This is a genomic window from Paenibacillus sp. NPDC058367 (assembly GCF_042723305.1).
In the GTDB taxonomy this organism is placed as follows: Bacteria; Bacillota; Bacilli; order Paenibacillales; family Paenibacillaceae; genus Paenibacillus_AQ.
Genome location: NZ_JBHXIZ010000001.1, coordinates 386,144 through 410,441 on the forward strand (window position 1 = coordinate 386,144; position 24,298 = coordinate 410,441).

Annotated in this window: 25 protein-coding genes; 10 read left to right on the forward strand and 15 right to left on the reverse strand. The window is 45.1% G+C overall.

The genetic code is table 11. The features are described 5' to 3' along the window. Window positions 1-12: 12 nt before the first annotated feature. Window positions 13-393, forward strand: coding sequence for a PilZ domain-containing protein (locus ACFWMP_RS01745; RefSeq protein ID WP_379421758.1), 381 nt, complete (start codon window positions 13-15; stop codon window positions 391-393). Window positions 394-508: 115 nt separating this feature from the next. Here the strand turns inward: ACFWMP_RS01745 and ACFWMP_RS01750 are convergent, their stop codons facing one another. From ACFWMP_RS01750 to ACFWMP_RS01770, 5 genes are read right to left on the reverse strand one after another with little or no spacing between them, the layout of a single operon-like run. Next, the gene (locus ACFWMP_RS01750) at window positions 509-1,237 is read right to left on the reverse strand and encodes a hypothetical protein (protein ID WP_379421759.1); all 729 of its coding nucleotides are present in this window, start codon (window positions 1,235-1,237) and stop codon (window positions 509-511) included. Continuing rightward, on the reverse strand, window positions 1,231-1,932 hold the full coding sequence (locus ACFWMP_RS01755; protein ID WP_197071286.1) for an ABC transporter ATP-binding protein: 702 nt from the start codon (window positions 1,930-1,932) through the stop codon (window positions 1,231-1,233). The genes ACFWMP_RS01750 and ACFWMP_RS01755 overlap by 7 nt, the downstream gene beginning before the upstream one ends. A 13-nt stretch (window positions 1,933-1,945) precedes the next feature. After that, window positions 1,946-2,320, reverse strand: a complete 375-nt coding sequence (locus ACFWMP_RS01760) for a GntR family transcriptional regulator (protein WP_379421760.1) — start codon at window positions 2,318-2,320, stop codon at window positions 1,946-1,948. A gap of 2 nt (window positions 2,321-2,322) precedes the next feature. Further along, window positions 2,323-3,069 (reverse strand): ABC transporter permease, encoded by a 747-nt coding sequence (locus ACFWMP_RS01765; protein ID WP_339247674.1) that lies wholly within the window; start codon window positions 3,067-3,069, stop codon window positions 2,323-2,325. Continuing rightward, the gene (locus ACFWMP_RS01770) at window positions 3,062-4,018 is read right to left on the reverse strand and encodes an ABC transporter ATP-binding protein (RefSeq protein ID WP_379421761.1); all 957 of its coding nucleotides are present in this window, start codon (window positions 4,016-4,018) and stop codon (window positions 3,062-3,064) included. Before ACFWMP_RS01770 ends, ACFWMP_RS01765 begins: the two co-directional genes overlap by 8 nt. Window positions 4,019-4,217: 199 nt before the next feature. Here ACFWMP_RS01770 and ACFWMP_RS01775 point away from each other — a divergent pair, with 199 nt between their 5' ends. The 3 genes from ACFWMP_RS01775 to ACFWMP_RS01785 all read left to right on the forward strand — a co-directional run bounded on the left by ACFWMP_RS01775 (window position 4,218) and on the right by ACFWMP_RS01785 (window position 6,028). After that, complete coding sequence (locus ACFWMP_RS01775; RefSeq protein ID WP_379421762.1) at window positions 4,218-4,589, forward strand: hypothetical protein; 372 nt, start codon at window positions 4,218-4,220, stop codon at window positions 4,587-4,589. A 131-nt stretch (window positions 4,590-4,720) separates the two neighbouring features. After that, window positions 4,721-5,092, forward strand: a complete 372-nt coding sequence (locus ACFWMP_RS01780) for a hypothetical protein (RefSeq protein ID WP_379421763.1) — start codon at window positions 4,721-4,723, stop codon at window positions 5,090-5,092. A gap of 99 nt (window positions 5,093-5,191) precedes the next feature. Next, complete coding sequence (locus ACFWMP_RS01785; RefSeq protein ID WP_379421764.1) at window positions 5,192-6,028, forward strand: sulfurtransferase; 837 nt, start codon at window positions 5,192-5,194, stop codon at window positions 6,026-6,028. A 634-nt stretch (window positions 6,029-6,662) separates the two neighbouring features. Here ACFWMP_RS01785 and ACFWMP_RS01790 read toward each other — a convergent pair. Beyond that, a complete protein-coding gene (locus ACFWMP_RS01790; RefSeq protein WP_042187659.1) occupies window positions 6,663-7,346 on the reverse strand; it encodes a hypothetical protein in 684 nt (227 codons plus the stop codon). Between the two features lie 676 nt (window positions 7,347-8,022). Between ACFWMP_RS01790 and ACFWMP_RS01795 the strand changes: the two genes are divergently transcribed. The 5 genes from ACFWMP_RS01795 (at window position 8,023) to ACFWMP_RS01815 (ending at window position 13,528) form a co-directional block, all read left to right on the forward strand. Next, window positions 8,023-8,280, forward strand: a complete 258-nt coding sequence (locus ACFWMP_RS01795) for a hypothetical protein (protein ID WP_042187657.1) — start codon at window positions 8,023-8,025, stop codon at window positions 8,278-8,280. Window positions 8,281-8,783: 503 nt separating this feature from the next. Beyond that, window positions 8,784-9,443: a response regulator transcription factor gene (locus ACFWMP_RS01800; RefSeq protein ID WP_379421765.1), complete on the forward strand. Its 660-nt coding sequence runs from the start codon at window positions 8,784-8,786 to the stop codon at window positions 9,441-9,443. A 2-nt stretch (window positions 9,444-9,445) separates the two neighbouring features. Beyond that, window positions 9,446-10,849, forward strand: a complete 1,404-nt coding sequence (locus tag ACFWMP_RS01805; protein ID WP_339247662.1) for a sensor histidine kinase — start codon at window positions 9,446-9,448, stop codon at window positions 10,847-10,849. Between the two features lie 60 nt (window positions 10,850-10,909). Further along, window positions 10,910-11,992 carry a hypothetical protein gene (locus ACFWMP_RS01810; protein ID WP_379421766.1) on the forward strand — a complete coding sequence of 361 codons (1,083 nt, stop codon included), beginning with the start codon at window positions 10,910-10,912 and terminating at the stop codon, window positions 11,990-11,992. Between the two features lie 147 nt (window positions 11,993-12,139). Then, window positions 12,140-13,528 (forward strand): cryptochrome/photolyase family protein, encoded by a 1,389-nt coding sequence (locus ACFWMP_RS01815; RefSeq protein ID WP_379421767.1) that lies wholly within the window; start codon window positions 12,140-12,142, stop codon window positions 13,526-13,528. Here the strand turns inward: ACFWMP_RS01815 and ACFWMP_RS01820 are convergent. Next, window positions 13,523-14,533 (reverse strand): phosphotransferase enzyme family protein, encoded by a 1,011-nt coding sequence (locus ACFWMP_RS01820; protein ID WP_379421768.1) that lies wholly within the window; start codon window positions 14,531-14,533, stop codon window positions 13,523-13,525. The genes ACFWMP_RS01815 and ACFWMP_RS01820 overlap by 6 nt on opposite strands. A 335-nt stretch (window positions 14,534-14,868) precedes the next feature. Here ACFWMP_RS01820 and ACFWMP_RS01825 point away from each other — a divergent pair, with 335 nt between their 5' ends. After that, window positions 14,869-17,145 (forward strand): preprotein translocase subunit SecA, encoded by a 2,277-nt coding sequence (locus ACFWMP_RS01825; protein WP_042187649.1) that lies wholly within the window; start codon window positions 14,869-14,871, stop codon window positions 17,143-17,145. A 23-nt stretch (window positions 17,146-17,168) separates the two neighbouring features. On the opposite strand, the gene ACFWMP_RS01830 is transcribed toward ACFWMP_RS01825, so the two are convergent. From ACFWMP_RS01830 to ACFWMP_RS01865, 8 genes are all read right to left on the reverse strand, one after another. Beyond that, window positions 17,169-17,354, reverse strand: coding sequence for a hypothetical protein (locus tag ACFWMP_RS01830; protein ID WP_042187647.1), 186 nt, complete (start codon window positions 17,352-17,354; stop codon window positions 17,169-17,171). Between the two features lie 116 nt (window positions 17,355-17,470). Next, a complete protein-coding gene (locus ACFWMP_RS01835; protein ID WP_339803238.1) occupies window positions 17,471-18,724 on the reverse strand; it encodes an MFS transporter in 1,254 nt (417 codons plus the stop codon). Window positions 18,725-18,957: 233 nt separating this feature from the next. Next, the gene (locus ACFWMP_RS01840; protein ID WP_042187644.1) at window positions 18,958-19,722 is read right to left on the reverse strand and encodes an ABC transporter permease; all 765 of its coding nucleotides are present in this window, start codon (window positions 19,720-19,722) and stop codon (window positions 18,958-18,960) included. Continuing rightward, complete coding sequence (locus ACFWMP_RS01845; protein ID WP_379421769.1) at window positions 19,719-20,663, reverse strand: ATP-binding cassette domain-containing protein; 945 nt, start codon at window positions 20,661-20,663, stop codon at window positions 19,719-19,721. Before ACFWMP_RS01845 ends, ACFWMP_RS01840 begins: the two co-directional genes overlap by 4 nt. Window positions 20,664-20,675: 12 nt before the next feature. Continuing rightward, window positions 20,676-21,029 carry a DUF1048 domain-containing protein gene (locus tag ACFWMP_RS01850; RefSeq protein ID WP_052404266.1) on the reverse strand — a complete coding sequence of 118 codons (354 nt, stop codon included), beginning with the start codon at window positions 21,027-21,029 and terminating at the stop codon, window positions 20,676-20,678. Beyond that, complete coding sequence (locus ACFWMP_RS01855) at window positions 21,022-21,351, reverse strand: PadR family transcriptional regulator (RefSeq protein ID WP_042187640.1); 330 nt, start codon at window positions 21,349-21,351, stop codon at window positions 21,022-21,024. Before ACFWMP_RS01855 ends, ACFWMP_RS01850 begins: the two co-directional genes overlap by 8 nt. Before the next feature lie 229 nt (window positions 21,352-21,580). Next, window positions 21,581-23,818, reverse strand: a complete 2,238-nt coding sequence (locus ACFWMP_RS01860) for a M56 family metallopeptidase (protein WP_379421770.1) — start codon at window positions 23,816-23,818, stop codon at window positions 21,581-21,583. 5 nt (window positions 23,819-23,823) lie between these two features. Next, window positions 23,824-24,201, reverse strand: coding sequence for a BlaI/MecI/CopY family transcriptional regulator (locus ACFWMP_RS01865; RefSeq protein WP_042187637.1), 378 nt, complete (start codon window positions 24,199-24,201; stop codon window positions 23,824-23,826). Window positions 24,202-24,298: the final 97 nt, after the last annotated feature.

Sequence of the window (24,298 nt, forward strand, 5' to 3'; positions counted from 1 at the left end):
TGGAGGGAAATTATGGATGTGTCCAGCAGGAAAGAACCATTTCGCTATGTAATGAACCAGCCGCTTGAATGCTGGATTGAAGTTCCAATAAGTAGTTGCGGTCCGGGTGCCGGAAAGCTAACAGAAGCTGTGTTGCTCGATCTTAGCCGATCTGGCTGCAAAGTGCGCACCCCCCTGAATCTTCGATTCACGGCGGGCGATACAAAGCTAATAATTCATCTTCAATTAAACGAAGAAAAGCTTCAACTCGTGGGCAGCGTCCGTTGGGGCTGGATGTTCGGACTCGGCCAATACCAATATGGAGTTAAACTTAAATTGAACGAGGACGAAGAAGAACAGCTACATAGAGAACTCGATATATGGACAGCCTCTCTAAATGTAGAGGGCCTGTAGAATTCTACATAACAGATGACCTTCTCATGGAAGGGCGTCTTTTTTTTTTGCATAAAAACGAAGACAAAGCTAATCGCTCTGCCTCCGTTCTAAAAAGCGTTATTTCACCGTGTACCTAGGACTCCACTCTTTTTTTAACGAGCTTAACAATAGCAAATACTAGAATCGTAATAATCACAGCTTCGAACAGGGTAGGAAGTAAGCCAAGAACATACTGAGAGATCTCAATATCATTTAATTTAGCGGCCTCATCCGTCACTTCAAATCGAAAAGCTCTTTCCAAAGTGATATTTTTATGATCGAACATCGATGACTCTAATAAAGAAATTATATACTGTATTACAAAAAAAACGGCTATCCCAATCCATACTCTTCCTTTCACTCTCACACTCATTGCAACGGTCATGGAGAACATCACGAGCAACATAGAGTAAGCGGAAGCCCAAAAGACAATTAGCACTGTATATGCGGAAATCAGCCAAAATTTTTCCGGTAAAAACGAAGTTGAAAACATCATAATATCTACTGCTAAATGAATATAAGCGACTAGAAATAAACCGAGTAACGACCCTAAAAACAGCATTACTGGTGAGAGAACGGTATACATGACTGGTACTGGCACAAGCCTCCGATTGAATAATCTCAGGTTCTGACCGAAGGTGCGCAGACTAAAAAAGAGAAGCACTACACCTGCTACGGCATAGGAAGTGATGTTCATCATGAACATATCTTGATCTGATTGAACAGTAAATCCTATCACAAACTGCACAAGAATGGTGATTACAAAAACAGCAAGAAACTTATCCCTATCTCGTCTAAAATCATACTTCACTAGCTTTAGCATTCTGCGTACACCTCTCTGAACAGTTCGTCTATGCTTTTACCTTGGCGCAGCCGGATATCTTCTACCGCCGTATGCATCACAATTTCTCCCTCTTTTATAAAAATCACATCATCAAAGATCCGCTCGATATCCGATACTAAATGAGTAGAAAGGAGAATGGTGCTGTCCTCTTCATAAAACTCTACTAACGCGTTAAGAATTTTAGTTCTAGCTACTGGATCAACACCACCGATTGGCTCATCCAGTAAATACAGGCTAGCTCGACGTGATAAAGCAAGTGTAAGCTGTAGACGTTCATTCATCCCTTTGGACAAATCCTTCACCTTATCTTGAGCTCTTAGCTTCATAAACTCCAACATTCGAGAAGCCTTAGTCTGATCAAAATCCGGATAGAAATCACTTTGGAACTTTAGAGCATCCTTAACATTCATCCAGGATTCTGTAAGCGGCTTATCGGGCATAAATGACACTACTGCTTTACTATCTAAGCCTACAGCCCCTCCAATAATGGATACACGACCGGAAGTAGGCTGTGTCAGCCCGGCGATGATTTTCATTAGTGTACTTTTACCGCTGCCGTTACTGCCCAGCAGTCCCGTGATTTTACCCGCACTCAGATTAAAGGATACTCCGCGGAGGGCATGCTTGGATCTATATTTTTTTGTAACGTCATGAATCTCAAGTATATTTTCCAACTTGCTTACCCCCCTATTCTCCATCCTTGTTTCGGATACTCTTTGCAACTGCCGCTAAAATATCTTCACCTTGAAAACCAAGGTCCTGCATGCCACGAATGAAACGATCTAGTACATCTTTTGCCATTTCTTTTTTGATGGTTAAAATAGTACCTTCATTACTAGTGACGTATCTTCCCATTCCACGCCGGGTCTCCACGATTTCTTCACGCTCCAGTTCCTGAAAGGTTCTTTGTACTGTATTCGGATTAATCTGCAGTTCATTGGCAAGCTCTCGTACCGAGAGAATTTTATCTCCTGGTTTTAACTTACCTGTGACGATTTCTCCTTTGATGTAATTCATGATCTGAATATAAATCGGCAGGTTGTTATCGAATTCGATTGTCATGATTAAGCAACATCCCTTCGTCTAAAGACGGAGAAGCCTATGAGTAGAAAGACAGCTGTGTATAAAACTAGCATTACTATGGAAAAGGTCAGCGTCATTCCAGGCATAGGTGCTCCTCCACCTTCATAAGCAGCTAAATTTAGGTTGGGGAATAATACATATTTATAAAATTCACGAAAAATAACCAATTTGTCTATCATCAGCATAAACATTGTAGCACCAATTGTAACACCCGTAGATGTTGTCAAAATCCCGATCATAAAAGCAAGTGTTGTATATACAACCGTACTAACTGAGTTATACATTATACTGGTTAACATCTCACGAATACCAGCCTCACCACCACTCAAGCCAAACCATAAAGCTCCTGATGCAAAAACCGCCAACATGCCGACAACTGCCACTGAGAACGCGTAAATCAACACAACAGCATATTTGGACGCAAGTATTGCTGTACGACTTCTCGCACGGATTAGAAGGAATTTGATGGTGCCCTGACTATACTCTTTTGAGACAATACCCGCTGTTCCGATGATTGCGAGAATGGTAATCACTTGCCCAATCCCTTGTGAAAGCAGCATCATTGCTGAAAAGTCATAAGCTGATCCAAACATATCCGGTGAGGCAGAATGAACAATGTAACCTAATAGCATGGATATTAGAATTAATATCAGGTAAGGTACAAAAAACGTACGTTTCTTCGAGAGCTTGAGCCATTCATTAACAACCAAATTATTAAAGCTACGCAATTCGGTTCCCTCCTGTCCATTTCAAGAAATCTTCCTCTAAGCTTTGTTTATTCTCTGCAATCCGGTAAATACCTACCCCTTTATTACTAAAAGTCGACACTAGTTCCGGCACTTTACTGTCATGCAGATTTATTGTCACCTCAGAACGAGCACTATCCATAGACAATAGCTCTGCGTATTCTAGACCTTCCAAGATGTTAATTGCTGATTCTACTGAGCCTACACGAATGGTTAGTTTCACGTCTGCAACTGTCTCCTGCTCCCCACCTATCGCTGTAACGGTCACCAATTTGCCGTTCTGAATCACGATGGCCCGGTGACAAATTTGTTCAATTTCAGTCAGTAAGTGGCTGGATATTAGAATAGAAATCCCTTCAACCTCAGCAATCCTACGCATATAATCACGCATTTCTCGTATGCCTGCTGGGTCAAGACCGTTCGTAGGTTCATCTAGAATCAATAACTTTGGTCGGTTCAGTAACGCCTGAGCAATCCCAAGACGTTGACGCATACCAAGCGAATAAGCCTTCACTTTCTTATTCATTGCTTCCTGAAGTCCTACCAATTCAACAACCTCATCAATTCTGCCAGCCTCAATATTATCTGTCATTCTCTGGTACTGCTTTAGATTATCAAGCCCTGTCATATACGGATAGAACTCTGGATTTTCAATAATCGCTCCAATATGTCCAATAGCTTTATTAAAATCACTCTTAACACTATGACCTTGAACGATCACATCGCCTTCACTCATCCGTATAAGACCCGTCATCATCCGGATCGTTGTTGTCTTCCCTGCACCATTGGGTCCCAATAGCCCAACAATTTCTCCCTTACGGATATCAAATGTCAGCTTATCCACAATGGATTTCCCTTTAATGATCTTGCTTACCCCATTCATTTGCAGCACGATTGAATCCTGCACGCGTTCATCACTTCCCTGCTTCATGGTAATCCTCCCTGCCATCTTTTGTATTATTGATGAGTTTATTTTAATGTGTTGGTGTTATAGTTGAATAGTACACTAATATATTGTTGATGTAAAGCCCGAAATTATGGATTACGCAAAATAAGGGCTTTCTATTAGACTATCTGCCAAACCAAAAATTGAAATGAACATAGATTAGATTACAAAGGAGGAATGACAAATGAAAAAAGAGGTTCATGTATCACAGACTAACCCACGTTTGACTGTATACAATGAAGAAAATTTTAGAGGTAGCAGTAGAATCTTTACCGGCAACCTTGGCATTCGTAATACGGATAGGATTTTAGATGGTATTGAGAGTCTTCGTTTCTTCTCTACTAGCAGTAATGCAACACTGGTACTCTTCACTAGAACCCAGTTTAGAGGGAACTTCCGTGTACTTCGTGGAAACCACAGCATCCGTGATTTGGACGACTTCATTTCCGGTAATGATGTGGAATCCATTATTTCAACTAATCAACGATTAACTCTCGAACAGATTCGTAATATCCGCAGCAGCGGCACTTTGCCTGCGGGATATCGCTTGATCTAACATCTCCATTCAACAAGAAAGGAGCAATCTGGAGCAAGAGCCCAGGTTACTCCTTTTTCCCAACTTATCTTCTGAGGTCAAATAGTTAGTAGATTTACCTGCTAAGTCAATCCAACAAGGAGAGATAAAATATGGTAACCATAAAAGCAGACTCCGTAATCTATCCCAGATTAAGAGTATATAGTGAGGAGAACTTTCGTGGGCTCCGCAGAACCTATCGCGGCAATCTAGGCATTGCAGATATTGATGCAGTACTTACTGGAATAGAAAGCTTACGCTTTTTCTCCACGAATCCGAACGCTACGCTTGTGTTGTTCGATCGCTCTCGCTTCCGTGACAATTTCGTAATTCTGCGTGGTAACCGCAGCATTCGCGAACTGGATGACTTTCTCCGTAGAGGAGATGTCGAATCGCTCATTTCAAGCAATCAGCGTCTGACTCCGGCGCAGGTTCGCGCCATACAGCGCACTGGTAGCTTGCCTTCAGGATATCGTTTGATCTAATTACTTGAGGACGCAGTATAAGCTATAAGCTTAAGGTGCGTCCTCATTTATTTTCCGCTATAATGACTCCATACATATTAATAGAAAGAAGGTATCTTTATGGAACCAATCGTTTCTACCCGATGGCTGCTTGCTCGGTTATACGAACCTGAACTGGTTATTGTCGATTGCCGTTTTTTACTTACGGATCCGGAAGCTGGGCGTAAAGCATATACGGAAGATCATATTCCCGGCGCAATCTATTTTCATCTAGAAGAACAACTCTCCGCTCCAGTAAGCTCACACGGGGGGCGCCACCCCCTACCAGAAATCTCGAAGCTAACCAACGTTCTTAGCAAGGTTGGCATTAACAGAGATAGTATTGTCGTTGCTTATGATGATCAAGGTGGTGCCTACGCTTCCCGTCTGTGGTGGATGCTTAAATATTTGGGACATGAACGTGTGTTTGTAATGGATGAAGGCTACTCTGCTTGGAAAAAAGCATCCTTCCCCGTCAGTGATCATCAAGCGGTTAGGATTCCTAGCCAGTATGAAGCAGATGTTCAGAAGAAGATGCTTGTTAGCATGGAAGATGTGCAAAATGTGGTTAAAGACGGTGGTGCATTATTGATTGATTCCCGCGAGTCCCGTCGCTATGAAGGGCTGGAAGAACCGATTGATCCGAAGGCAGGTCATATTCCTGAGGCGATCAATAAGTTCTGGAAAGAAGTGCTGGATGAGCAAGGACGCTGGAAATCAACTGAGGTGCTGAAAGAGCATTATGAGGGAATTGATCCTGAGCAAGAGATTATCGTGTACTGTGGTTCAGGCGTAAGTGCTTGCCCAAATGTGCTCGCGCTCGGAAAAGCTGGGTATAGGAACGTGAAATTGTATGCGGGTAGTTGGAGTGATTGGATTTCGTATGAGGAGAATCCGGTGGCGATAGGAGAAGAATAGAATAAAGAACCTGCGGCGCGGATTCTTGTGATTCCCTGAAAATCAGAGGCCTGATTTAACAGACTGGAAAAATATCGTATTCGATTTTTCGTGTGTATTTGACTCGTTTATGGTACCGGTGGCAAATGTATGCGATTTTTCGCATACATTTGGCTCATTTACGTAACCGGCGGCACATTGTATTCACTTTTTCGCATACATTTAGCTCGTTTACCTACCATCGGCACATTGTGTTCGGTTTTTCGCATACATTTGGCTCGTTTACCTACCGGCGGCACATTGTGTTCGATTTTTCGTATACATTTGGCTCCTTCAGCTTGCCGGCGGCACATTGTATTCGGTTTTTCGCATATATTTGGCTCCTTCAACTTGCCGGCGGCACTTTGTATTCACTTTTTCGCATACATTTAGCTCGTTTACCTACCGTCGGCACATTGTATTCGATTTTTCGCATACATTTGGCTCCTTCAGCTTGCCGGCAGCACATTGTATTCACTTTTTCGCATACATTTGGCTCGTTCAACTTGCCGGTGGCACATTGTATTCGGTTTTTCGCATACATTTGGCTCCTTCAGCTTGCCGGCGGCACATTGTATTCGATTTTTCATTCACATTCTCACGACGGACTTCATCTTCAAACCAAATCTGGACTTTGTAGCGTACCAATATATTCATAGTAAATGATCCGCTGAGATGAACCTCTTGCCACCGGGCGAAATTTTCCTTTATCCACCAGCTGACGGCAGTATTTAATGATCGTCATCGTGTGCAATTCCAGCTCTCTCGCGGCATCAGCCGGGCGAAGGACTCGATGGTGCCGGATGGCTGCCCGCATCAGATCGCGCTCGATTCTGGAATAGGCTCTCTCAACGGTTGTCTTCGCAGACTTTTCTGCTAACAAATAAGAAAAGAGAATGTTCCGCAGCGCGGAGAGAATGAAGGATGGATTTTCTTTTAGCTCATCCAGCGAGATATAGAGCACCGTGCAGTCTTGAGACTGTAGAAAAAGCCCGCGGTTCAAGTCCATCCGGTATTTGCTACGATCCGTTCCATGTGAGCCATAGTCCATGATCTCAAATGCAATACGCGAGGCTCCGATCTCCCACAAAATATCCACAAAATAGGATCTGCCGCGCCAGTCCTTAACTTCATATTCTGGGTGTAATCCGTGAAAATGTCCGGCTAGAGGCCACCACACCCGCTCGACAAACAAGCGGTTTCCGTAACCATGACCGCGTTTAAGTGCATCGAGCCGCTCTCCCTTCCTTTGTTTAAGATGATTACATAACCATTCATTATGCTCGCTCTCGAAACCCATTACCTATCCCCTCGCTCTGCAACGAAATATGTTTTTAATCATACAAAACCCCGCCTCTATTCCAAAAGGAAAGGAGACGGGGCATTCTTTGCCTCGTTTGGTTTTATTTATACATAGTGTGCCACATTATCATTAGAATGCACAATAGGAAATTGGCAGGATCATTCAAAATAAACTCCTCTTTTCTTTTAATATTTTCCCTATTAATACATTTTCATATGGCATATTTTATCTTTTCAATTTTGGGTTTACTTTCCGTTTTCATCAGCTGGCCGCCCGGGCTAATATCGCTGGAGAAGGCCGGATATACGAATATACAACGGTATGCAGTAAGTTAGAGTGATTGGGTTTTGTATGGGGATTACGATCGTTCTTGAGGAAGATTAAAGTTAAAAGCGCGTGCTTGATATCTGGTTAAACAATTATATGAAAGTGAAGCAACTGTCAGCATACCGGAGTATCCGGCCGCACTTCTGCGAAACGGTCCGCTGAGGACTCCCGTTCCATTCTAAGTAGTGCTCACCCTATCTGAGGACGGTTGGTCCGCGTTGGGTTCGACCAGGATTTTCTGTATAATGGTAAACGTTACGTCGGATGTGATGTTAAACGCACGAAATGACAAGTAAAGAAAGTCCATCCGGCGTTTGAAACTATGAACCGGAAAGGATGAAGTAAATTGAGTTATACGGAACTGCTGGAACGGAAGAGCGAAATCTTGAAGAAAACGGTCGAGAACTGGGTTTTGAAAGAAAATCGCGACGGACTGAACCTTCAAGAGGCTCATATTTACCAGAATATACTCAAGGAATTTCATCAGAACGAACATGAATTGAATGGGGTACGAGACGAGGAAGCAGTTAAGCGTCAGGACAACGGGTCCACGGAAAAAGAAGACACTGTAACAGCTCGCAAACATGAGGCGCAAACGGCTTGATCTCAGAAGACGTACGCGTAAGAATATGAGAGGCTGCCCGGGAAGTTTGGGCAGCTTTTTACGTACAATCAATTCGCTGCCGGCCTCCGAAGCAAACGCTCTAAAATCCAGACGTTCGTATAATCCAGCAACCGGAGGATATCGCTATATGACGTTAACCTTTTCTGTGCCAAGTATAAATTAGAGTACAGAGCTAACTCCTGTGCGTCACGACTGCCAGTATGTGCTGGCGGTGCTGGAGGTGGCCCGTATACCTCACTCTGGAGTTTCTCAGATGTATTCGATATCAACAATTTATATTTGTAAATATTTTCATGATAGATGGAAGACCAATACAAAAGTTTGTACTGTTAAGGTAACAGTTCAGCACATAATTTTCTATCCTATTAGGTATTATCGCCTGATGAAACTATCAACCTTCTGGACAATCCTTCCTCTAGTTGTATATAGTGTATAACGAAAGTGGCACATAGTGAGCAAGGTACTAGGAGGAGAAATACGAAATGGCAAATATATTGGTAGTAGAAGATGAACGAGCGATTAATGATTTAATTACAATGAATCTCAAGCTGGTTGGACATACATATAGCAAGGCTTACCGTGGACCGGAGGTTTTCGAAATTCTGGAGCGTGAAAAGACTGATTTGATTCTGCTGGATGTTATGCTTCCGGAATTGGATGGTTTTGAGGTGATGCAGCGGATTGCACATATGCAGGTTCCAGTGATTTTGATCACCGCCAAGAATTCTTTGGCTGACCGCATTAAAGGCTTCGAGCTGGGCGCGGATGATTATATCATCAAACCCTTTGAAATCCTTGAATTGCTGGCAAGAATCAATGTAGTCCTGCGCAGGGGTGAAAAAGGCACCTCCAGCTTCATTTGCGATAATGTTGAGGTGCGTTACCTGGAACGGCAAGTTTTAGTAGATCAGACACCGGTTGATTTGACCGTTAGAGAATTCGAGCTGCTTGAGGTGTTAATTCGTAACCGGAATATTGCATTGTCGAGGGAAAAGCTGCTGGAATTGGCATGGGGCTATGATTTTGAGGGCGACACCCGCACCGTGGATGTTCACATCCGGCAGCTACGTAAAAAGCTGGGCTGGGAAGAACGGATCAAAACCATTTTCAAGATAGGCTACCGCCTGGAAGTTCAGAGCTAATCATGAGATTCTGGCATAAGATTCTGCTGTCGGTACTCGCTCTCTTTATTGCTGCTCTGGATGTAAGTGTCATTATGGTGATGAAAAAAAGCTGGCAGCTAAATATGGACAGTGAAATGCAGAGAGCATCCAGTGAGCAATTGTTAATCGCCAACAATATTTATGAGAACCTTAATTCTATTCAAGCACGGGGAACGGCATTGACCCCTATTCTACTGGCCAGCGTCTCTGAGTCCTATGGCGATTACTACCGTAAGCAGGGAATCTATTTGCAGCTATGGGAGAACGACCGAATGATTTACCCTCCCCAAAAAGGACAATTCGGGAAATCTAATTTGGGAAAAGGCGATCAGCCTGAATCTTCAGACGAACGCTCTATTCAGCTCTCCACTCAGCTTCCTGCTCCTTACCAGCATTTGCTGCTTGTCTATCAGCGTGATATCAGTGAGCTCTTCAACAAGCAACAGGAACTGAACCGCTTTTTTGTAATGATTAACTGGATCGTGGGACCCGTTCTGCTGCTTCTTCTTTATCTTCTAATCCGGCATCTAAGCAAGCCGCTAAAGCTCCTGTCAGAGACCAGCAAAACAATCGCCGAAGGCGACTATACGAAACGGGTGCAGCTGCGCAGCAAAGATGAATTTGGCGAACTGGCCTTGAACTTCAACCGGATGGCGGAGGCCGTGGAGCAGAGGGTTACGGAACTCTCAGACATGGCTGAAGAGAAACAAAGGATGGTGGATAATTTGGCCCACGAGTTGCGCACGCCTTTGACCAGCATGCAGGGGTTCGCCGAGTTTCTGACCACGGCCAATATTGGACAGGAAGAACAGCAAACTGCGGGTGGCTATATTCTTAGTGAAACCCTTCGTCTCAAGAATCTGGCCTTCAAGCTGCTGGATTTGTCTGTCCTCCGGCATCAGCCGTTGGCACTTCAGCAGGTGGATATTTCGGAACTATTTCAAGCTATCCAACAGACTGAGCGCCCAAAATTGACGGATGCTGGCATAAGATTTCATGTCCAACATACGATTTCAAATGTCTGGGGAGATCCCGATTTACTAGCTTCATTATTGGTAAATCTGGTTGAGAATGCGATTCATGCCTCCAAGCAAGGCAGCGAAATCCACATGCTGGCCTATGAGCTGGATGGAGAAGCCGTGCTAGAAATCCGTGATACGGGAACCGGAATCACCGCAGAGATGGCTAAACGTGTGTTTGAACCTTTCTATCGGGGAGACCAGGCTCGTTCACGTGAATATGGCGGCGCTGGCTTAGGATTATCCTTATGTCGGCAAATTGCTGAAGCGCATAAGGCCAGACTGTCCTTAAACTCTGTCCTCGGCGAGGGAACTAGCATCAGACTCTTTTTACAACTCTATAACAACTGCCCTCCTACTCTATAACATCTTTGGATTAAGGTTAGGAAGATTCATCATCATCCGATCCCAATGGAGGTTAGTTAAATGAAGAACAACAAGATTTCCGCTACACTCGCTGTACTCTTGTTCTCTGGAAGCGTGCTGGCGGTGAGCGCAATGATTGTCCCAGGATTTGTGAACACCACCGCTGCCAAGAGCATTTCTGCAGTACAAGACTCGGGCAATCTAACCTTGAACAGCAGCAAGGCACCCGTACTAAAAGTAGAAGCAGAAGCACCGGTATCTACTGTGAACAGAGATCTAGAGCAGCTGATGACCCAAGAAGAAATGCAGCAAATTTATGATTTTGCGGACAAGCCCAATAACGAAATTATCACCATCGGAAGGGAGATGACCGAGGATGAAATAAACCGGAGGCTGATATTGGAAGACCAGTATGTGTATGACGGCCTTCGTCCCAAGCAGCTGTTCCCGTTAAAATCGGGACAAGCGGAGTTTTATTTTGACTTGGAGAAAAACACGCTCAAGTATCCGAATCGGACATTGACTGACGAGGAACTGTTACAATATATTGACTGGTTCTACCGGGAGGCCTATGCCTTGTCCAAGCGGAATATTGTAACCCCTCCAGACTCAGGGAATTTGAGCCAGACCGACGCCGTTACCATGGCCGCTTCAAGTGTGCGAAAAATATTCGGAGCTGACGTCTCCAAGCTTGAAGTAAAAGCAAGCCAAGGAGAATCCATGCTATCAAAGAAAAAGATCTGGATGGTAATATTCACCCCTTATAAAACCAACACCTTAAGAGGACAAGGTAAGGAATTTTGGCAATATACCGTAATTATTGATCCCTCCACCCGGACGGTAGTAGATACGACCGCAGCTAATTTTTCACTCACAAGAACCCCAATCAATGCTGAAGCTGCCATCGCTATCCAAAAGGATGCAACCTGGATTAACGAGGCTACAAAAATAGTTACAGACAGACAAGGAGAAACCCGGAAAATCGCCACGGCTTCCCTTACAGACACTGACGTAAATAATAAGCGCGGTATGGTAGCAGTCAAAATGTTGCTCGAAGATGGCAGCAGTTATACTGCAGAGTTACGCTACCCAGATCAGACTCTTCGGTGCCTCATCTATGAAGAAGCAGAAGCTGCCAAATAGGGTTATTTTAGCGGTTCAAGCAGCTCTACAACATATTAGCAAGATCATATTTCCGATGTTAATTATTCTGATTTTGAGCAAGGACGATGGGAAATCCTTATAAACATGCGATTTTTCCCCTCTGATAATAGAAAGGAAATATTTCTAATGATTCTCTTCATTCACCGCAAAGATCTGCGGACTAGCGATCTTCCAGCCTTTGAGGCTATACGTTCTTCTGGCACTCGCAGCCTACATCTGTTGATTTTGGAGCCTTTTCTACTGCGAAAACAACGCTATCTTGAGCATAGCGGGGTAAACTTTCTGACGCAGGTCTCAAGACTTCAGCAGGAATACGCCACTGAGGGCAAGCAGCTACATATTCTTTATGGCGAGCCTGATATTATTGTCAAGAGGCTGAGCGAAACCTACCCAATTCAGGAATTGATGGTTCATGCCGATTACACCCCTTATGCATTAAAAAGAGACATGAGCCTGCGTGATACATCGGCTGCACTCGGCATCCGTTTCAAAATTTTTCACGACAGCATGCTTTGTGATCTGGAAGACTTCATGGATTGTTGCGGGCGTCGAGAGCCCTTCAAGGTATTCACACCGTTCTACCGCCGCTGGCGCAGCTACTTGGCTGAGCGCTTTCATCCGCCTTATTCTTCGACCTTGGCTGATCTGTCAACGTCCACACTGGACGATAAGATTGCCGAAGATTTCAAGATTCCTGAGGAGATTACACTTCAGTTTGAAAAGCTAGTGCCTTCAAGAAAAAAGATGGATGTACACGATACTCTTGAGCAATTTATAGACTTGCATTTACGGGATTATCATGTGAACCGTGACAGGTATGCACAGGTGGGCACCAGCCAGATCAGCCGGCACCTCAATACGGGTACCATTTCAGCGCGTACTGTGTATACTCGGCTGGCGGAAGAAGAAACCGGCGGGGAAGAATGGCTGCGACAGCTGGCCTGGCGGGATTTCTATCTGTATCAGGCCCGGCTCGATGCTGATTTCTTCAGCTATGAGAAGGTGTATGATTTGAGCATGCTGGGTACGAAATACTTTGAGGCTTGGTCTTCGGGCAGAACTGGCATTCCTGTAATCGATGCCGCCATGACCCAACTGAACACAACCGGATGGATGCCGAACCGGCTGCGAATGATTACCGCAATGTTTCTTACCAAAAATCTGGGCTGTCCATTTATTTACGGAGAGCGTTACTTCAGGCTGAAGCTTAGCGATTATGATAATTCGCTGAACCGTGGCGGCTGGCTGTGGAGCTCCTCGCTCGGATTCGATGCCTCCCCTTACTTCAGGATCATGAATCCGGTAACCCAGTCCCAGACTCATGACCCGAGCGGAGATTATATACGCACCTGGCTGCCAGAGCTGGCAGTTTTGTCCGATAAAGCTATCCATCTGCCTAGACCATATGCCATCGTTGATCTTAAGCAGTCACGGGTGCTGGCGATTGAGGTGTATAAAGAAATCCTGAACAGCAAGGGAGCGGCGGTTCATCCTAATCACGGAAATGAGCTATAGCCTGCATGCGCTTCCCTGCTCTTCTTGCAATATTACTAGAATTTCTGCAGTTCCTGCAGACAGCTGGACTAAATCTACGGACAGCCGTTTTGTCTGCTCATGAAGTACCCGGGATTCATCGGTACCCTCCAGATAACGGGTGACAAAATGAAGAAAGACATCGATTTTTCTCAGCAGCATTAACACTGGAATGGCGTTGATTTCGGCTGGGGTGAGGCGGATACTACGGCTGAAGCCCCGGCAGAACTCACGAATCATCTTCTTCTCCTCCGCTTGCCCAAGCAGCCCGGATAGAATAACCGCTAACTCCATGACCCGCAAATCATATGTACAGAACTCAAAATCAAGCAGCGAGGATACCTGCCCCGGGTCTTCTATATTTACCAAAAGATTAGAGGCATTCAAGTCACCGTGTACCAGTTGGTGAGGCAGTCCCTCCAGTTCATTCAGAGAACCTGTAATATTTCTATAAGCTCTGTAGAGCATCACTAGCTCAGCCCCCAGATCCTTAAAAGGTTCCGGCGGATTCAGGCACAGCTCCCGGATGACCTCTCCACTGCATAATGGATAGGACGTCCGCAATTCATAATATGGCCGGTACACCGGAGTAAGACCGGGATCAATAACTGATAGGACTTCTGATAAAATACCCGTCACCTCTCCAAAGGATTCTAGGTAGGAAACCTCTTCCTCCACAGGTGAATCACCATCGATATATCGGAACAAGCAGGCGAATTTGCCACTCTCCCTTAACTGAATCATAGTTTCACCGGTAGTCGTTAGAATAGGAACAGGTACTTTGAAAGGCAAAGCTCGTGTTCCAAGCTGCTCCAGCACAGCATGCTCGAACTCAATCTTGTTTCTGTCCTTATGTGTATCATATATTCGAAGGACCGCGCGTTTCCCGTTATTTTCCACAAAATAAGTTGTGTTGTTCCAACCTCCGCTCCGCTTCTGTAGCGTACCACTCCATTCTGGCCAAGCTTGACTTACTATAGTTTCCACAGCGTATGCCTCTCTCTCATAAGTCTATCAACTCATAGGCAATTGTAAAAGCAGCGTATGCCTGTGTCAAATCCCCAAAATCGGATTCAGGAGCCTGTATGCACCTCTTGTACTTTTCTGCTAGAGAATTGAAATTATCCACCTAATAACAACTTAAATAAGTTGGCGATGAATGATTAGAGTTTTAAGTTTTACGTTATGCTATTCATGATTTGTCCAAATTGCATTTAATAGAATATTTTGGTAGATTGAATCCAGGAACTTGTTAACCGACTGATCAGCGCAAATATTGTTCAAAACTAAGCGTATTTCTACCGAGGGGAGATCAGATTTCTATGAATATAGCCGTCAAATTGATGCATAAATTCAAAGACCGCGACACCCAGAATAAGCTGAAAGTTTATCAGGACAAAGTGGAGCTCATCAGAAAACGGAATTTGGAAGCATGGGACGATGGGCAGCTTCAAGCGGAATCCCTCCGGCTACAAAAGGAAGCAAAATCAGGTACACCTTTGGATGAGCTGCTTATCGCTGCTTATGCGTTAGTATGCGAGGCAGCGAAGAGAAAGCTTGGATTAAATCCTTACGATGTCCAGATCATGGCTGCCATCGCTCTGCACGAGAGATTCTTGATCGAGCAGCATACCGGTGAAGGAAAAACACTTTCTGCTGTTATGCCTGCATATCTAAATGCACTGACTGGCAAAGGTATTCATGTTCTGACTTTTAACGATTATTTAGCCAAACGGGATGCGGAATGGATGGGCCCGATCTATCGTTTTCTCGGGTTAACGGTAAACTCGGTTCAAGCGGGCATGAGCCTGTCCGAAAAACAGGAAGCATACGCCAAGGATATAACCTATGTTACGGCCAAAGAAGCGGGATTCGATTACTTGCGCGACTCAATTGCACTAAACGAAGCCGATACCGTGCATCGTCCTTTCCACTACGTCATCGTCGACGAAGCGGATTCGCTGCTTCTCGACGAAGCACGGGTACCGCTGGTCATCAGCGGAGATATGCCCTCTTCCAGGAGCGACGGCTTTCGTTTCGCAGAAGTAGCTCGGCAGCTTAAGAGAGATGGACATTACGACTTCGACGAGTTCCAGCGGAACGTTTACTTAAATGAAACAGGCGCTGCGCATGCGGAATTGATGCTGGGATGCGGCAATTTATACGATAGCCATAACAGTCACTTGCTGACTTCTTTAAATTGCGCGCTGCATGCGGAATCGTTATTAAAGAAAGACATAGATTACATCGTCCGGGACGGAAAAATCGAGCTGATCGAAGAATATACCGGCCGAGTGGCGGAGAACCGGTATTTGCCGGACGGGCTGCAAGCCGCGCTTACGGCAAAAGAAGGGCTGTACTCCATAGCCGGCGGGAAAATTCTCGGGACGATCACCATTCAACACTTCATTAGCCTGTATCCGCAGATTTGCGGAATGACGGCTACCGCTCATGCTTCCGCGATGGACTTCGAAGATATTTATGCGCTCCAGGTGCTGCAAATTCCACCGAACCGGCCAAACATTCGAATCGACCATCTGCACCGGATTTATACCCATAAAGAAGCCAAGCTTAAGGCACTCGTACAAGAAATCTCATCCGTCCATAGGACGGGACGTCCAATTCTCATTGGTACGTCAAGCGTCGAGGAGTCTGCCATGCTGGCAGAGGCGCTAGCGGTTTCGGGCGTATCTTGCCATGTTCTAAATGCGAAAAACGACGCAGAAGAAGCCGACATCATCGCCAAAGCGGGAGAAATCGGTGCAGTGACTGTGTCTACAAATATGGCGGGACGCGGGGTCGACATCCGGCTCGGCGGCGGCGACCCTGCGCAAGCAGAGGTAATCGCCAAGCTAGGCGGGTTGTACGTAATTGCCACCCATGTGAACGAAAGCGTGCGGATCGACGACCAGTTGCGCGGGCGTTCCGGTCGCCAAGGCGACCCCGGAGCTTCCGTTTTTTATGTAAGCTTGGAGGACGAGTTACTGCTTCGCTTCGGCATCCATAAAGCAGTTCGCGCTCCCAGGCAGGATGAGGCTCTTGAAGAGACAGGGCTCAGCAGCAAGATCACAAGTACTCAGCGTATTGTTATGGGCCAAAACTTCGATATCCACAAGGAACTGAACTGTTATTCGGATATGGTGGAGGATCAGAGGCGAATTCTATACGCGGAGCGGCTGCGAATTTTGAAAGGCGAGCAGCCGTTGAGCCCAGCGGAGCAGCGGGTACGGCTTTTTTATATCGACGAATTCTGGGCTGACCATCTTGCATACGTTTCTTACCTTCGTGAAGGCATTCACTTAGAGAGCCTTGCCAGCCGCAATCCAATCGACGAATTTCATGCGCAAATCACTGAAGCCTACGAGCAAATTCCTTCTAAAATAAATATCGCGTCAGAAAATATGCTTGAAAAGCTCGGAGGTTCAAATGATCCGGCAGAGTGGGAAAAGTTCGGTCTGAAAAGCCCTGCTTCCACCCGGACTTATATTATCAACGATCAATACCTACAGAATAAGCGAACCTCATGGACCGGAACGACCGTATTTGCTTATTGGCTTCGCACGGTTGCGAGGCCGATATTCAAGCTGTCAAAATATTGATGCAACGATGGGGCGGTTAGCCCCTACTCCTCTAGCTCATCCAGCTTCGCTTCCAATTCAGCCAGCTTGCGATTCGCTTGATCCAATATCTCCTGTTGTTCTGCGGTTTTTGCTCGTTTTATTTCTTTTTTGATGGCCATAATCTGCTGTTCCAAATAGAGAATTTCAGCTTCATTTCCTGCGTTGTTCCACATCTGTGAATAAGTCATTGTCGGTCTCCTTTTTTTCTAATTAAGAAAAGCCTTCCATAAAGTTCAATCGAACTTTAGGAGAGCTTCTTTTTTTATCTACACAAGGGTTTTAAGTTCTCGCTTCTAGCAAAATTCTACTCTTGTGATGCTTCCTGTATTAAAGGCATCCCAGCTTCAACTAAACGTTTGTTTCGAATGAAGATAATGGACAGTATTACAGTTAACACCCCTGTTCCAACAAGGAGCCATTCAATCTCAATTACATCTGCGAGCGGACCGAATATCAGCATTCCGATTGGCATCATGGAAGTCGATATCATACCAAAGACTCCGAATATGCGTCCCAAGTAATCCGGATCTACCTTCTCTTGTAGCATTACGGTTGTCGGTGTATTAAAGACGGGCATAGCTACGCCGAAAATAGCCATCATAACCAAGTAGATCCAAAAAACAGGTACAATACCCAAAGCGAACGTACATACACCCATAATTAAGCTAGCAAAAGTCATTGTATATACTTTGTTTCGAAAGCCGCCCCATGAAGCAATAATTGCTCCGCCAGCCATCATACCGATAGAAAAAGCAATTTCAATGGCTGTTAATCGCCAATAATCATCTCCGAAGCTGCGTGTCACTTGTAGCGGTGTTAAAAATGCAGCCGGTGCCATCAATACGAAGAAAAAGGCGAAAAAAATGAAAAAAGTTTTGAGAAAGCTGTGATTTTTAATATAGCTTAAACCCTGTTTAAAATCGTCCAAATAGCTTGTCGTTTGTTTATCAGTCGCTTTTTTATGCAACGGTATTTTCAAAAAGAAAGATAATGTAAAGATCGCTATCGCCGCTGTGATAACATCGATAAAGAAAATGACCTCAATTGTTGCCAATGAAAGCAATGACGCGCTAACGATAGGTGCAACAAACATCATTAGTGCTTGAAGACTTCCGTTAATCCCATTTACTTTCGTTAGCTTATCCTCTGGTACAATTTGAGGTAATATTGCCCCAACCGCAGGTGATTGAACCCCAGCTCCGAGCGCACGAACTGCAGCAATGGCGAACAACAACCATATCTCATCATAACCAAGCAAAAATGTAATGGCTAAAATCAGTGTAACAAAGGCAATCATGGCATCTGCTATCATAATAAGATATTTCCGGTTGAAACGGTCCGCCCATACACCTGCAAACGGTGATAATAAAAAGGTAGGAATGAATCCACAAATAATAAATAATGTCATCATCATACCTGATTTTGTTGTAAGCGTAACGTACCACATAATAGCATATTGAACTAAAGCAGAACCGAATAACGAAAATGTTTGACTACTTAGAAAGATAATTATATCCCGTTTCCAATGTTTTTTGTTTTGTGCTTCGTTTGGTATCACTATAACTTACTCCCCCATTTTTAAAAAATATCCTTCATTCCCCATTCGCCTATTAAAATTAATTACCAAATCCGGTACTTCTAATTCTATGTACAAAAATTTTATATAAATCACATTTCTAGAATAGCACAGAAATATTCACCCCACCATTCAGCCAGCATCTTAAAATTAGCCTGTGCACACAAAGAGCCGGTATCCCCCTCTTTCGAGAAGCCACCGGCTCTTTTTTACGTCTATTTCATTCTCCGTTTATACACTCGCATTGCGGAAGCCCAGAAAAAAGCAAGTATTGCTAAACTCCATAATACCGCCACAAGCGTAGTTTTATCTGCCGTTCCTCCGAGTAAAAGAGAACGAATACTCTCGATAAGCGGTGTCATGGGCTGATATTCTGCGAATACGCGTATAGCCGAAGGCATGCTGTCGGTCGGCGCAAAGGCAGAACTAACGAATAAAAGTAACATCAAAATGTAAGAAAACACTCCTGCTCCTTCGAATGACTTAGCAAGCAAGCCGAAGGTGACGGCAATCCAAGTAAACGCAAGTACGCTAAGCAACAAAATACCAATGGCTAATACCCAGCCGAGCACATCCGCTTTCGGCCGAAATCCCATTCCGAAGGCAACAAGGAAAATGGCAAGCAAGGAAATGACGTTAAAAACTAATGAAGCAACCACATGACCGCCTAGAATAGAGGCTTTTGCAATCGGCATGGAATGGAAACGCTCGAATATGCCTTTTGTGAGATCGTTATTGATACGAAGAGAAGAATAAGCTACGCCACTAGCAATGCAAAAGAGCAATATTCCGGGCACAATATAATTGATATAGCTTACATCACCGGTGTTCATCGCTCCGCCAAAGATGTAAACAAAGAGCAGCATGATCATGATCGGCATGGCGATGACGGTAATAATCGTGTCGATGCTACGTGTGGAATGGCGAATGACACGCCCACTCATGACGGCGGTATCGCCTAGAAAATGAATGAATTTCATCGGGAGTCCTCCTTTTTGCTAGTGACGATCGCGAGAAAAACATCCTCAAGCGAGGGCAGTTTCTGCGCAAACTCGGCAATTTCTATGTCAGCTTCCGCTGCTTTCGTTAGCAGACGCATCATCTGTCTCGTACTTCCGTCTGTAATGACGGAGAGCGTGAGATTGTTCGAATCTGCAGTCGCGGTAAATTCCTTTAACAGATCTTGTGCTTGATTTAGCGTTGTTTTATTGTCGAATCGAAGCTCGATATGACCCTTAGGCAATCTATTTTTTAGCTCCGCGGGACTGCCGCTTGCCACGATATGACCTTCGTGTAAGATCGCAATTTGATCAGCTAGATGGTCAGCTTCCTCTAAATACTGCGTAGTTAAAAAAACAGTGACACCTGATCTCGCTAAATCCTTGATCATATCCCACATAGCAAGACGCGCTTGCGGGTCAAGTCCGGTGGTCGGCTCATCGAGAAAAATGACCGAAGGGTTACCTAATAAGCTCATGGCCAAATCCAAGCGCCGACACATCCCTCCGGAATACGTGGATATTCGGCGATCGGCGGCATCGAGCAAGTCAAAACGACGTAATAACTCCTCGGCTTGTTTGTCAGGATCGGGCAAATGGCGGAGTTTGGCCATCATTCGCAGATTCTCGCGTCCGGTAAGGATATAGTCAGCGGTGACGCTTTGGCCTGTCAGGCTGATCTCCTTACGTACTTGCTCTGGTTGCTTAGTTACGTCGTCTCCATTAATCTTTGCGCTTCCGTTGTCGGGCTGGAGCAGGGTGGCAAGAATTTTGATCATAGTGGTTTTACCCGCGCCGTTGGACCCTAGAAGAGCAAAAGTTGAACCCTTCTGAACAGTGAAGTCCACCCCCCGCAACACTTCCACGTTCTTATATGATTTTTTGAGGCCTATTACTTCAATCGCCCAATTATTCGATGTCATCCTAATCCCCCCCTATCTTCCAAGTTTTTTGTGAATGGACTCGTTCATTTTGGCTCGCATTTTCCCTGTCCAAGTCTGAGCGGAAACGTCCTCGAGCAGCCCGTCACAGAACGCCATTACGTCATTCCCTACGATCTCCAGAACATCTCGACCTTCAGCAGCTCCCATCTCAAACATGTCAAGCATTTCGGGAAACAGGTTGATGACGCTAGAATCGTTAGTTGAGAAGTTCAGCATGTAGCGCGATGCGATATTGTAAACTTCTCGGTAATCGTTCGGGAGCGCTTTTGAACGTTTTACGCACTCTTTATAAGCCTTTTTTTGTTCACGTAAATCTTTAAATTTAGCGAGCATGTTCTTATACACGGCTATCCTCCTTCAGTTGGGTAAGTCTTGACGAAACATATCCCCATTTCTCCCAAAACATGGACAGTTCCCGCCATCCCTCTTCATTTAAACTATAAAATTTCCTTGGTGGTCCTATTTCGGACGGTTTTTTCTCGATATCGACGAGTTTATTTTTTTCTAACCGTATCAAGATGGTGTAGACCGTTCCTTCAACAACATCTTCGAAACCGAGCGCATTTAGCGTTTTTACGATTTCATACCCATAGGTTTCTTTCCGGCTGATGATTTCAAGTACACAGCCTTCCAAAACTCCTTTCAGCATTTCTGTTAGGTTATCCATTTAAATCCTCCAATGCTACTCTGTATTGCTTAGTACCACTATATAGTAACACCGAGTAGCGGAATTGTAAATAGGAGGAAAAGCGGATTGCTGAAAATAAATACGACAGCAGTAGGGACTGGATTTGGTATGAGTGGAAAGCATTTGCTTTAAGTCAGTAACAATAAAGAAAGCCCGCGCTGGGCACGGGCTTTCTTTATTGTTACGAGGTTCTTCGACATCGACAAAACTATTTATACGGGTCAGCAATTTCTTCCCATTGACCAGTGAAGACATCCACTTTTATCGTGAACTCCCTGCCGCCTTGCCTAACATTACTGAACAAATAACCATCTCCAATAAAGCCGGAAATCCAATCCTCATCTATTGGCTCGAAGCCTTCTGTATCAAAGATTGGCTGAAGTAACTTATACAGCTCCTTCTTGTATTCCGTACCGTTAGATATGTCCCACAGATCTATCGCTTCTCGATTCACAAGGCTTCTCACTGGACTGCCAGAAGTTGTATCATGAACCGTACCGGTAAGCGGATTAATTTTATAGCTAAGGCCTTCCCCTACGCCATTCGGTGGATCCATAAAATTAATCGTGTATTGATCGCCTTTTTTACCAAAGGTCCAGCCGCTAGCTGGAAGCTTTTTTTCCAGCAAGGACTTAATATCCTGTTCACTGAGCGGAGGAGAAATAAACGAGCCATAGTACATCTGTACACTCTCAATGGTCAATTCCTTGCCGTAAACGACAATAACTTCAAGCGGAAACTCAGAGATGGATGCTGCACCTGCCAAACGAGCTACAATACGGTCCCCATCAAGCTCATACGAAACTACGGCGCCAAATCCAATCTTCTCGCCCCAAGCCCCCTCAGTGTAATCATACACTTTAGTCAAATGCTTTCCGTCTAGTTCAGCGGATACGTAAGTGTGGTTATTCCGGTGTGTAATGGAGGATTTCAGCCTCCGATTTAGCGTCTCGACCGGTTCCTCTACCACAAGCTCTTCCAGAGTGACAGGCTGGAGCACATGAATCTCACTCATTGAGAGCCCTGTTCCAGTACCGGTAGTAATACGAATAAAGATTTCTTTGGTACCATCCCCGTTAAGATCGGCTTCTTCAATGGAAGGAGGCCGCGTTTCATCTTCGCCGGCATTCCACAAAAACGTTCTGTTAACCTCACCGCGCACATCAACCGTGACTTCATGCAAAAGTGCATGCTCAGCCGTGGGCTTTGCAGTTACAGTAATTCCGTTCTTCTCCGCTAATAGGGTTCCTTCGGGATCGATTGCAGTTGAATCTTTAGCCTGAGAAGCTGATGGGATAACAACACTCTTCTCCGGGGCTGACGTAGAACTCAGCTTTGCCCCAGTCAAGGTACAGCCACTTAAGACCATAATTACTGCTAACCCCAACACCGTGTTTTGTACAGTGATTTTTTTATGCCTGGTGATCATGGTTATCCTTCTTTTCATTTCCTTCTTGCTGCTTGAAATGCCGGCCGCACCAGCCACTCGGATTGGATCGGTCAATGTTTCCAATAGTTTAAGAAGAGTCCGTGCGTAGTCTTTGTGGTGCTCCGATGCAAGATGCTTTAAAGCCAGCGCATCACAGGCGACCTCTTGATCCCGTTTCATTTGGCTAACGGCATACCAAAGCAACGGATTGAACCAATGCAGGGCCAGCAGCAGTCCTGTCAGCAGATTCAGCGAAATATCACGACGTTTCACATGCGCCAGCTCATGCAGAAATATATGACGCAGTTCGTTTGCCTCCAGCGTGTGCAACATGGATGTCGGCAGCAGCAGCTTGGGGCGCATCACACCAAGCAGTGTGGGCACGGCAATCTGCTTCGTCTCAACCAGCTTCACTGGGCGCCTTACCTTCATCTCTCGTTGACACGTTTCGAACAACCACAGGATATCTGCGGAACGGATCTCCGGTTCCCGTCGAACCCGTGCCGTGAATCGCAGCTGCTCACGAACCGACAGACTTATCATTACCACTGCTCCGCTAAGCCAGATCAGAACCAGCAAATGCATCGGCGTCCAGCCTGTATTGAATGTCTCATAAGGATCGTAGATTTCCGGAGTCACCAGTGTCATACTATCTGGTCTCTCGGCTTGCTTTGAAGTTCCTGTTCCTGTTATTTCAGCGACCTTGGTCGAGTCCACCTCTTGAATGTTCATCCCGGACACAGGCAAATCACCTACATCCGGCTGCGCAGAAGGAATATTGAAAGTCAGAGCTGATTCTGTCTCCAGCGGAAACAAATTAAAAATGCTGAACGCACTTTCCGGTGTCCAAGGGACGGCTAACCTCACGATCAGCGGTATCCACAGAAGATACGTCCAGGTCGGTTTTAATCTATTCTTGATCAAGAAACGGGTTGCCAGGATCAGCAAAGCCAGCACGCTCGCCATAGCGGATAGTGACAATATCTTAACGAACAGATTGTATGCAGCTTCCAGCAAGCGACTCAGTCCTTTCGCTCATCCAAAATTCTCTTCAATTCTTCAATATCTTCTCGGGACAGCTTCTCATTCTGTAAAAAGTTGACTAACATCGGGCGCAGCGTTCCACCGTAGATCCGCTTCAGAAAAGATTGTGTCTCCGATTGGACGCATTCCTCTTCCCGCACCAGTGGGTAATACGAATACACTCTTCCTGTCTGGTTGTAACCGATAGCCCCTTTCTCCGTCAGACGCTTAATCAGCGTCCGCACCGTTTTTGGGTTCCAGTCCCGGCTGCCCTCCAGAGCTTCAACAATCTCTCCTGCCGTGCGCGGGGCTCCAGTCCACAGCACCTTCATTACTTCCCACTCGGCATCCGAGATTTTTGGAATTTCCGTAGACATAATCCTATCCGCCTTTCTTTCTACTGAATGACTACACTTGTAATCCAATGTAAAAAATATACAAGTAAGTCTCGTTTATGTCAACCATAAGTAACAA

What these genes read in the sequence shown, in the direction of transcription:
- ACFWMP_RS01770 (WP_379421761.1), bottom strand. Translation starts at nt 4,018, where the DNA reads ATGAAGCAGGGAAGTGATGAACGCGTGCAGGATTCAATCGTGCTGCAA.
- ACFWMP_RS01790 (WP_042187659.1), bottom strand. Translation starts at nt 7,346, where the DNA reads ATGGGTTTCGAGAGCGAGCATAATGAATGGTTATGTAATCATCTTAAA.
- ACFWMP_RS01805 (WP_339247662.1), top strand. Translation starts at nt 9,446, where the DNA reads ATGAGATTCTGGCATAAGATTCTGCTGTCGGTACTCGCTCTCTTTATT.
- ACFWMP_RS01810 (WP_379421766.1), top strand. Translation starts at nt 10,910, where the DNA reads ATGAAGAACAACAAGATTTCCGCTACACTCGCTGTACTCTTGTTCTCT.
- ACFWMP_RS01830 (WP_042187647.1), bottom strand. Translation starts at nt 17,354, where the DNA reads ATGACTTATTCACAGATGTGGAACAACGCAGGAAATGAAGCTGAAATT.
- ACFWMP_RS01815 (WP_379421767.1), top strand. Translation starts at nt 12,140, where the DNA reads ATGATTCTCTTCATTCACCGCAAAGATCTGCGGACTAGCGATCTTCCA.
- ACFWMP_RS01785 (WP_379421764.1), top strand. Translation starts at nt 5,192, where the DNA reads ATGGAACCAATCGTTTCTACCCGATGGCTGCTTGCTCGGTTATACGAA.
- ACFWMP_RS01745 (WP_379421758.1), top strand. Translation starts at nt 13, where the DNA reads ATGGATGTGTCCAGCAGGAAAGAACCATTTCGCTATGTAATGAACCAG.
- ACFWMP_RS01865 (WP_042187637.1), bottom strand. Translation starts at nt 24,201, where the DNA reads ATGTCTACGGAAATTCCAAAAATCTCGGATGCCGAGTGGGAAGTAATG.
- ACFWMP_RS01840 (WP_042187644.1), bottom strand. Translation starts at nt 19,722, where the DNA reads ATGAAATTCATTCATTTTCTAGGCGATACCGCCGTCATGAGTGGGCGT.
- ACFWMP_RS01760 (WP_379421760.1), bottom strand. Translation starts at nt 2,320, where the DNA reads ATGACAATCGAATTCGATAACAACCTGCCGATTTATATTCAGATCATG.
- ACFWMP_RS01775 (WP_379421762.1), top strand. Translation starts at nt 4,218, where the DNA reads ATGAAAAAAGAGGTTCATGTATCACAGACTAACCCACGTTTGACTGTA.
- ACFWMP_RS01855 (WP_042187640.1), bottom strand. Translation starts at nt 21,351, where the DNA reads ATGGATAACCTAACAGAAATGCTGAAAGGAGTTTTGGAAGGCTGTGTA.
- ACFWMP_RS01825 (WP_042187649.1), top strand. Translation starts at nt 14,869, where the DNA reads ATGAATATAGCCGTCAAATTGATGCATAAATTCAAAGACCGCGACACC.
- ACFWMP_RS01780 (WP_379421763.1), top strand. Translation starts at nt 4,721, where the DNA reads ATGGTAACCATAAAAGCAGACTCCGTAATCTATCCCAGATTAAGAGTA.
- ACFWMP_RS01845 (WP_379421769.1), bottom strand. Translation starts at nt 20,663, where the DNA reads ATGACATCGAATAATTGGGCGATTGAAGTAATAGGCCTCAAAAAATCA.
- ACFWMP_RS01750 (WP_379421759.1), bottom strand. Translation starts at nt 1,237, where the DNA reads ATGCTAAAGCTAGTGAAGTATGATTTTAGACGAGATAGGGATAAGTTT.
- ACFWMP_RS01800 (WP_379421765.1), top strand. Translation starts at nt 8,784, where the DNA reads ATGGCAAATATATTGGTAGTAGAAGATGAACGAGCGATTAATGATTTA.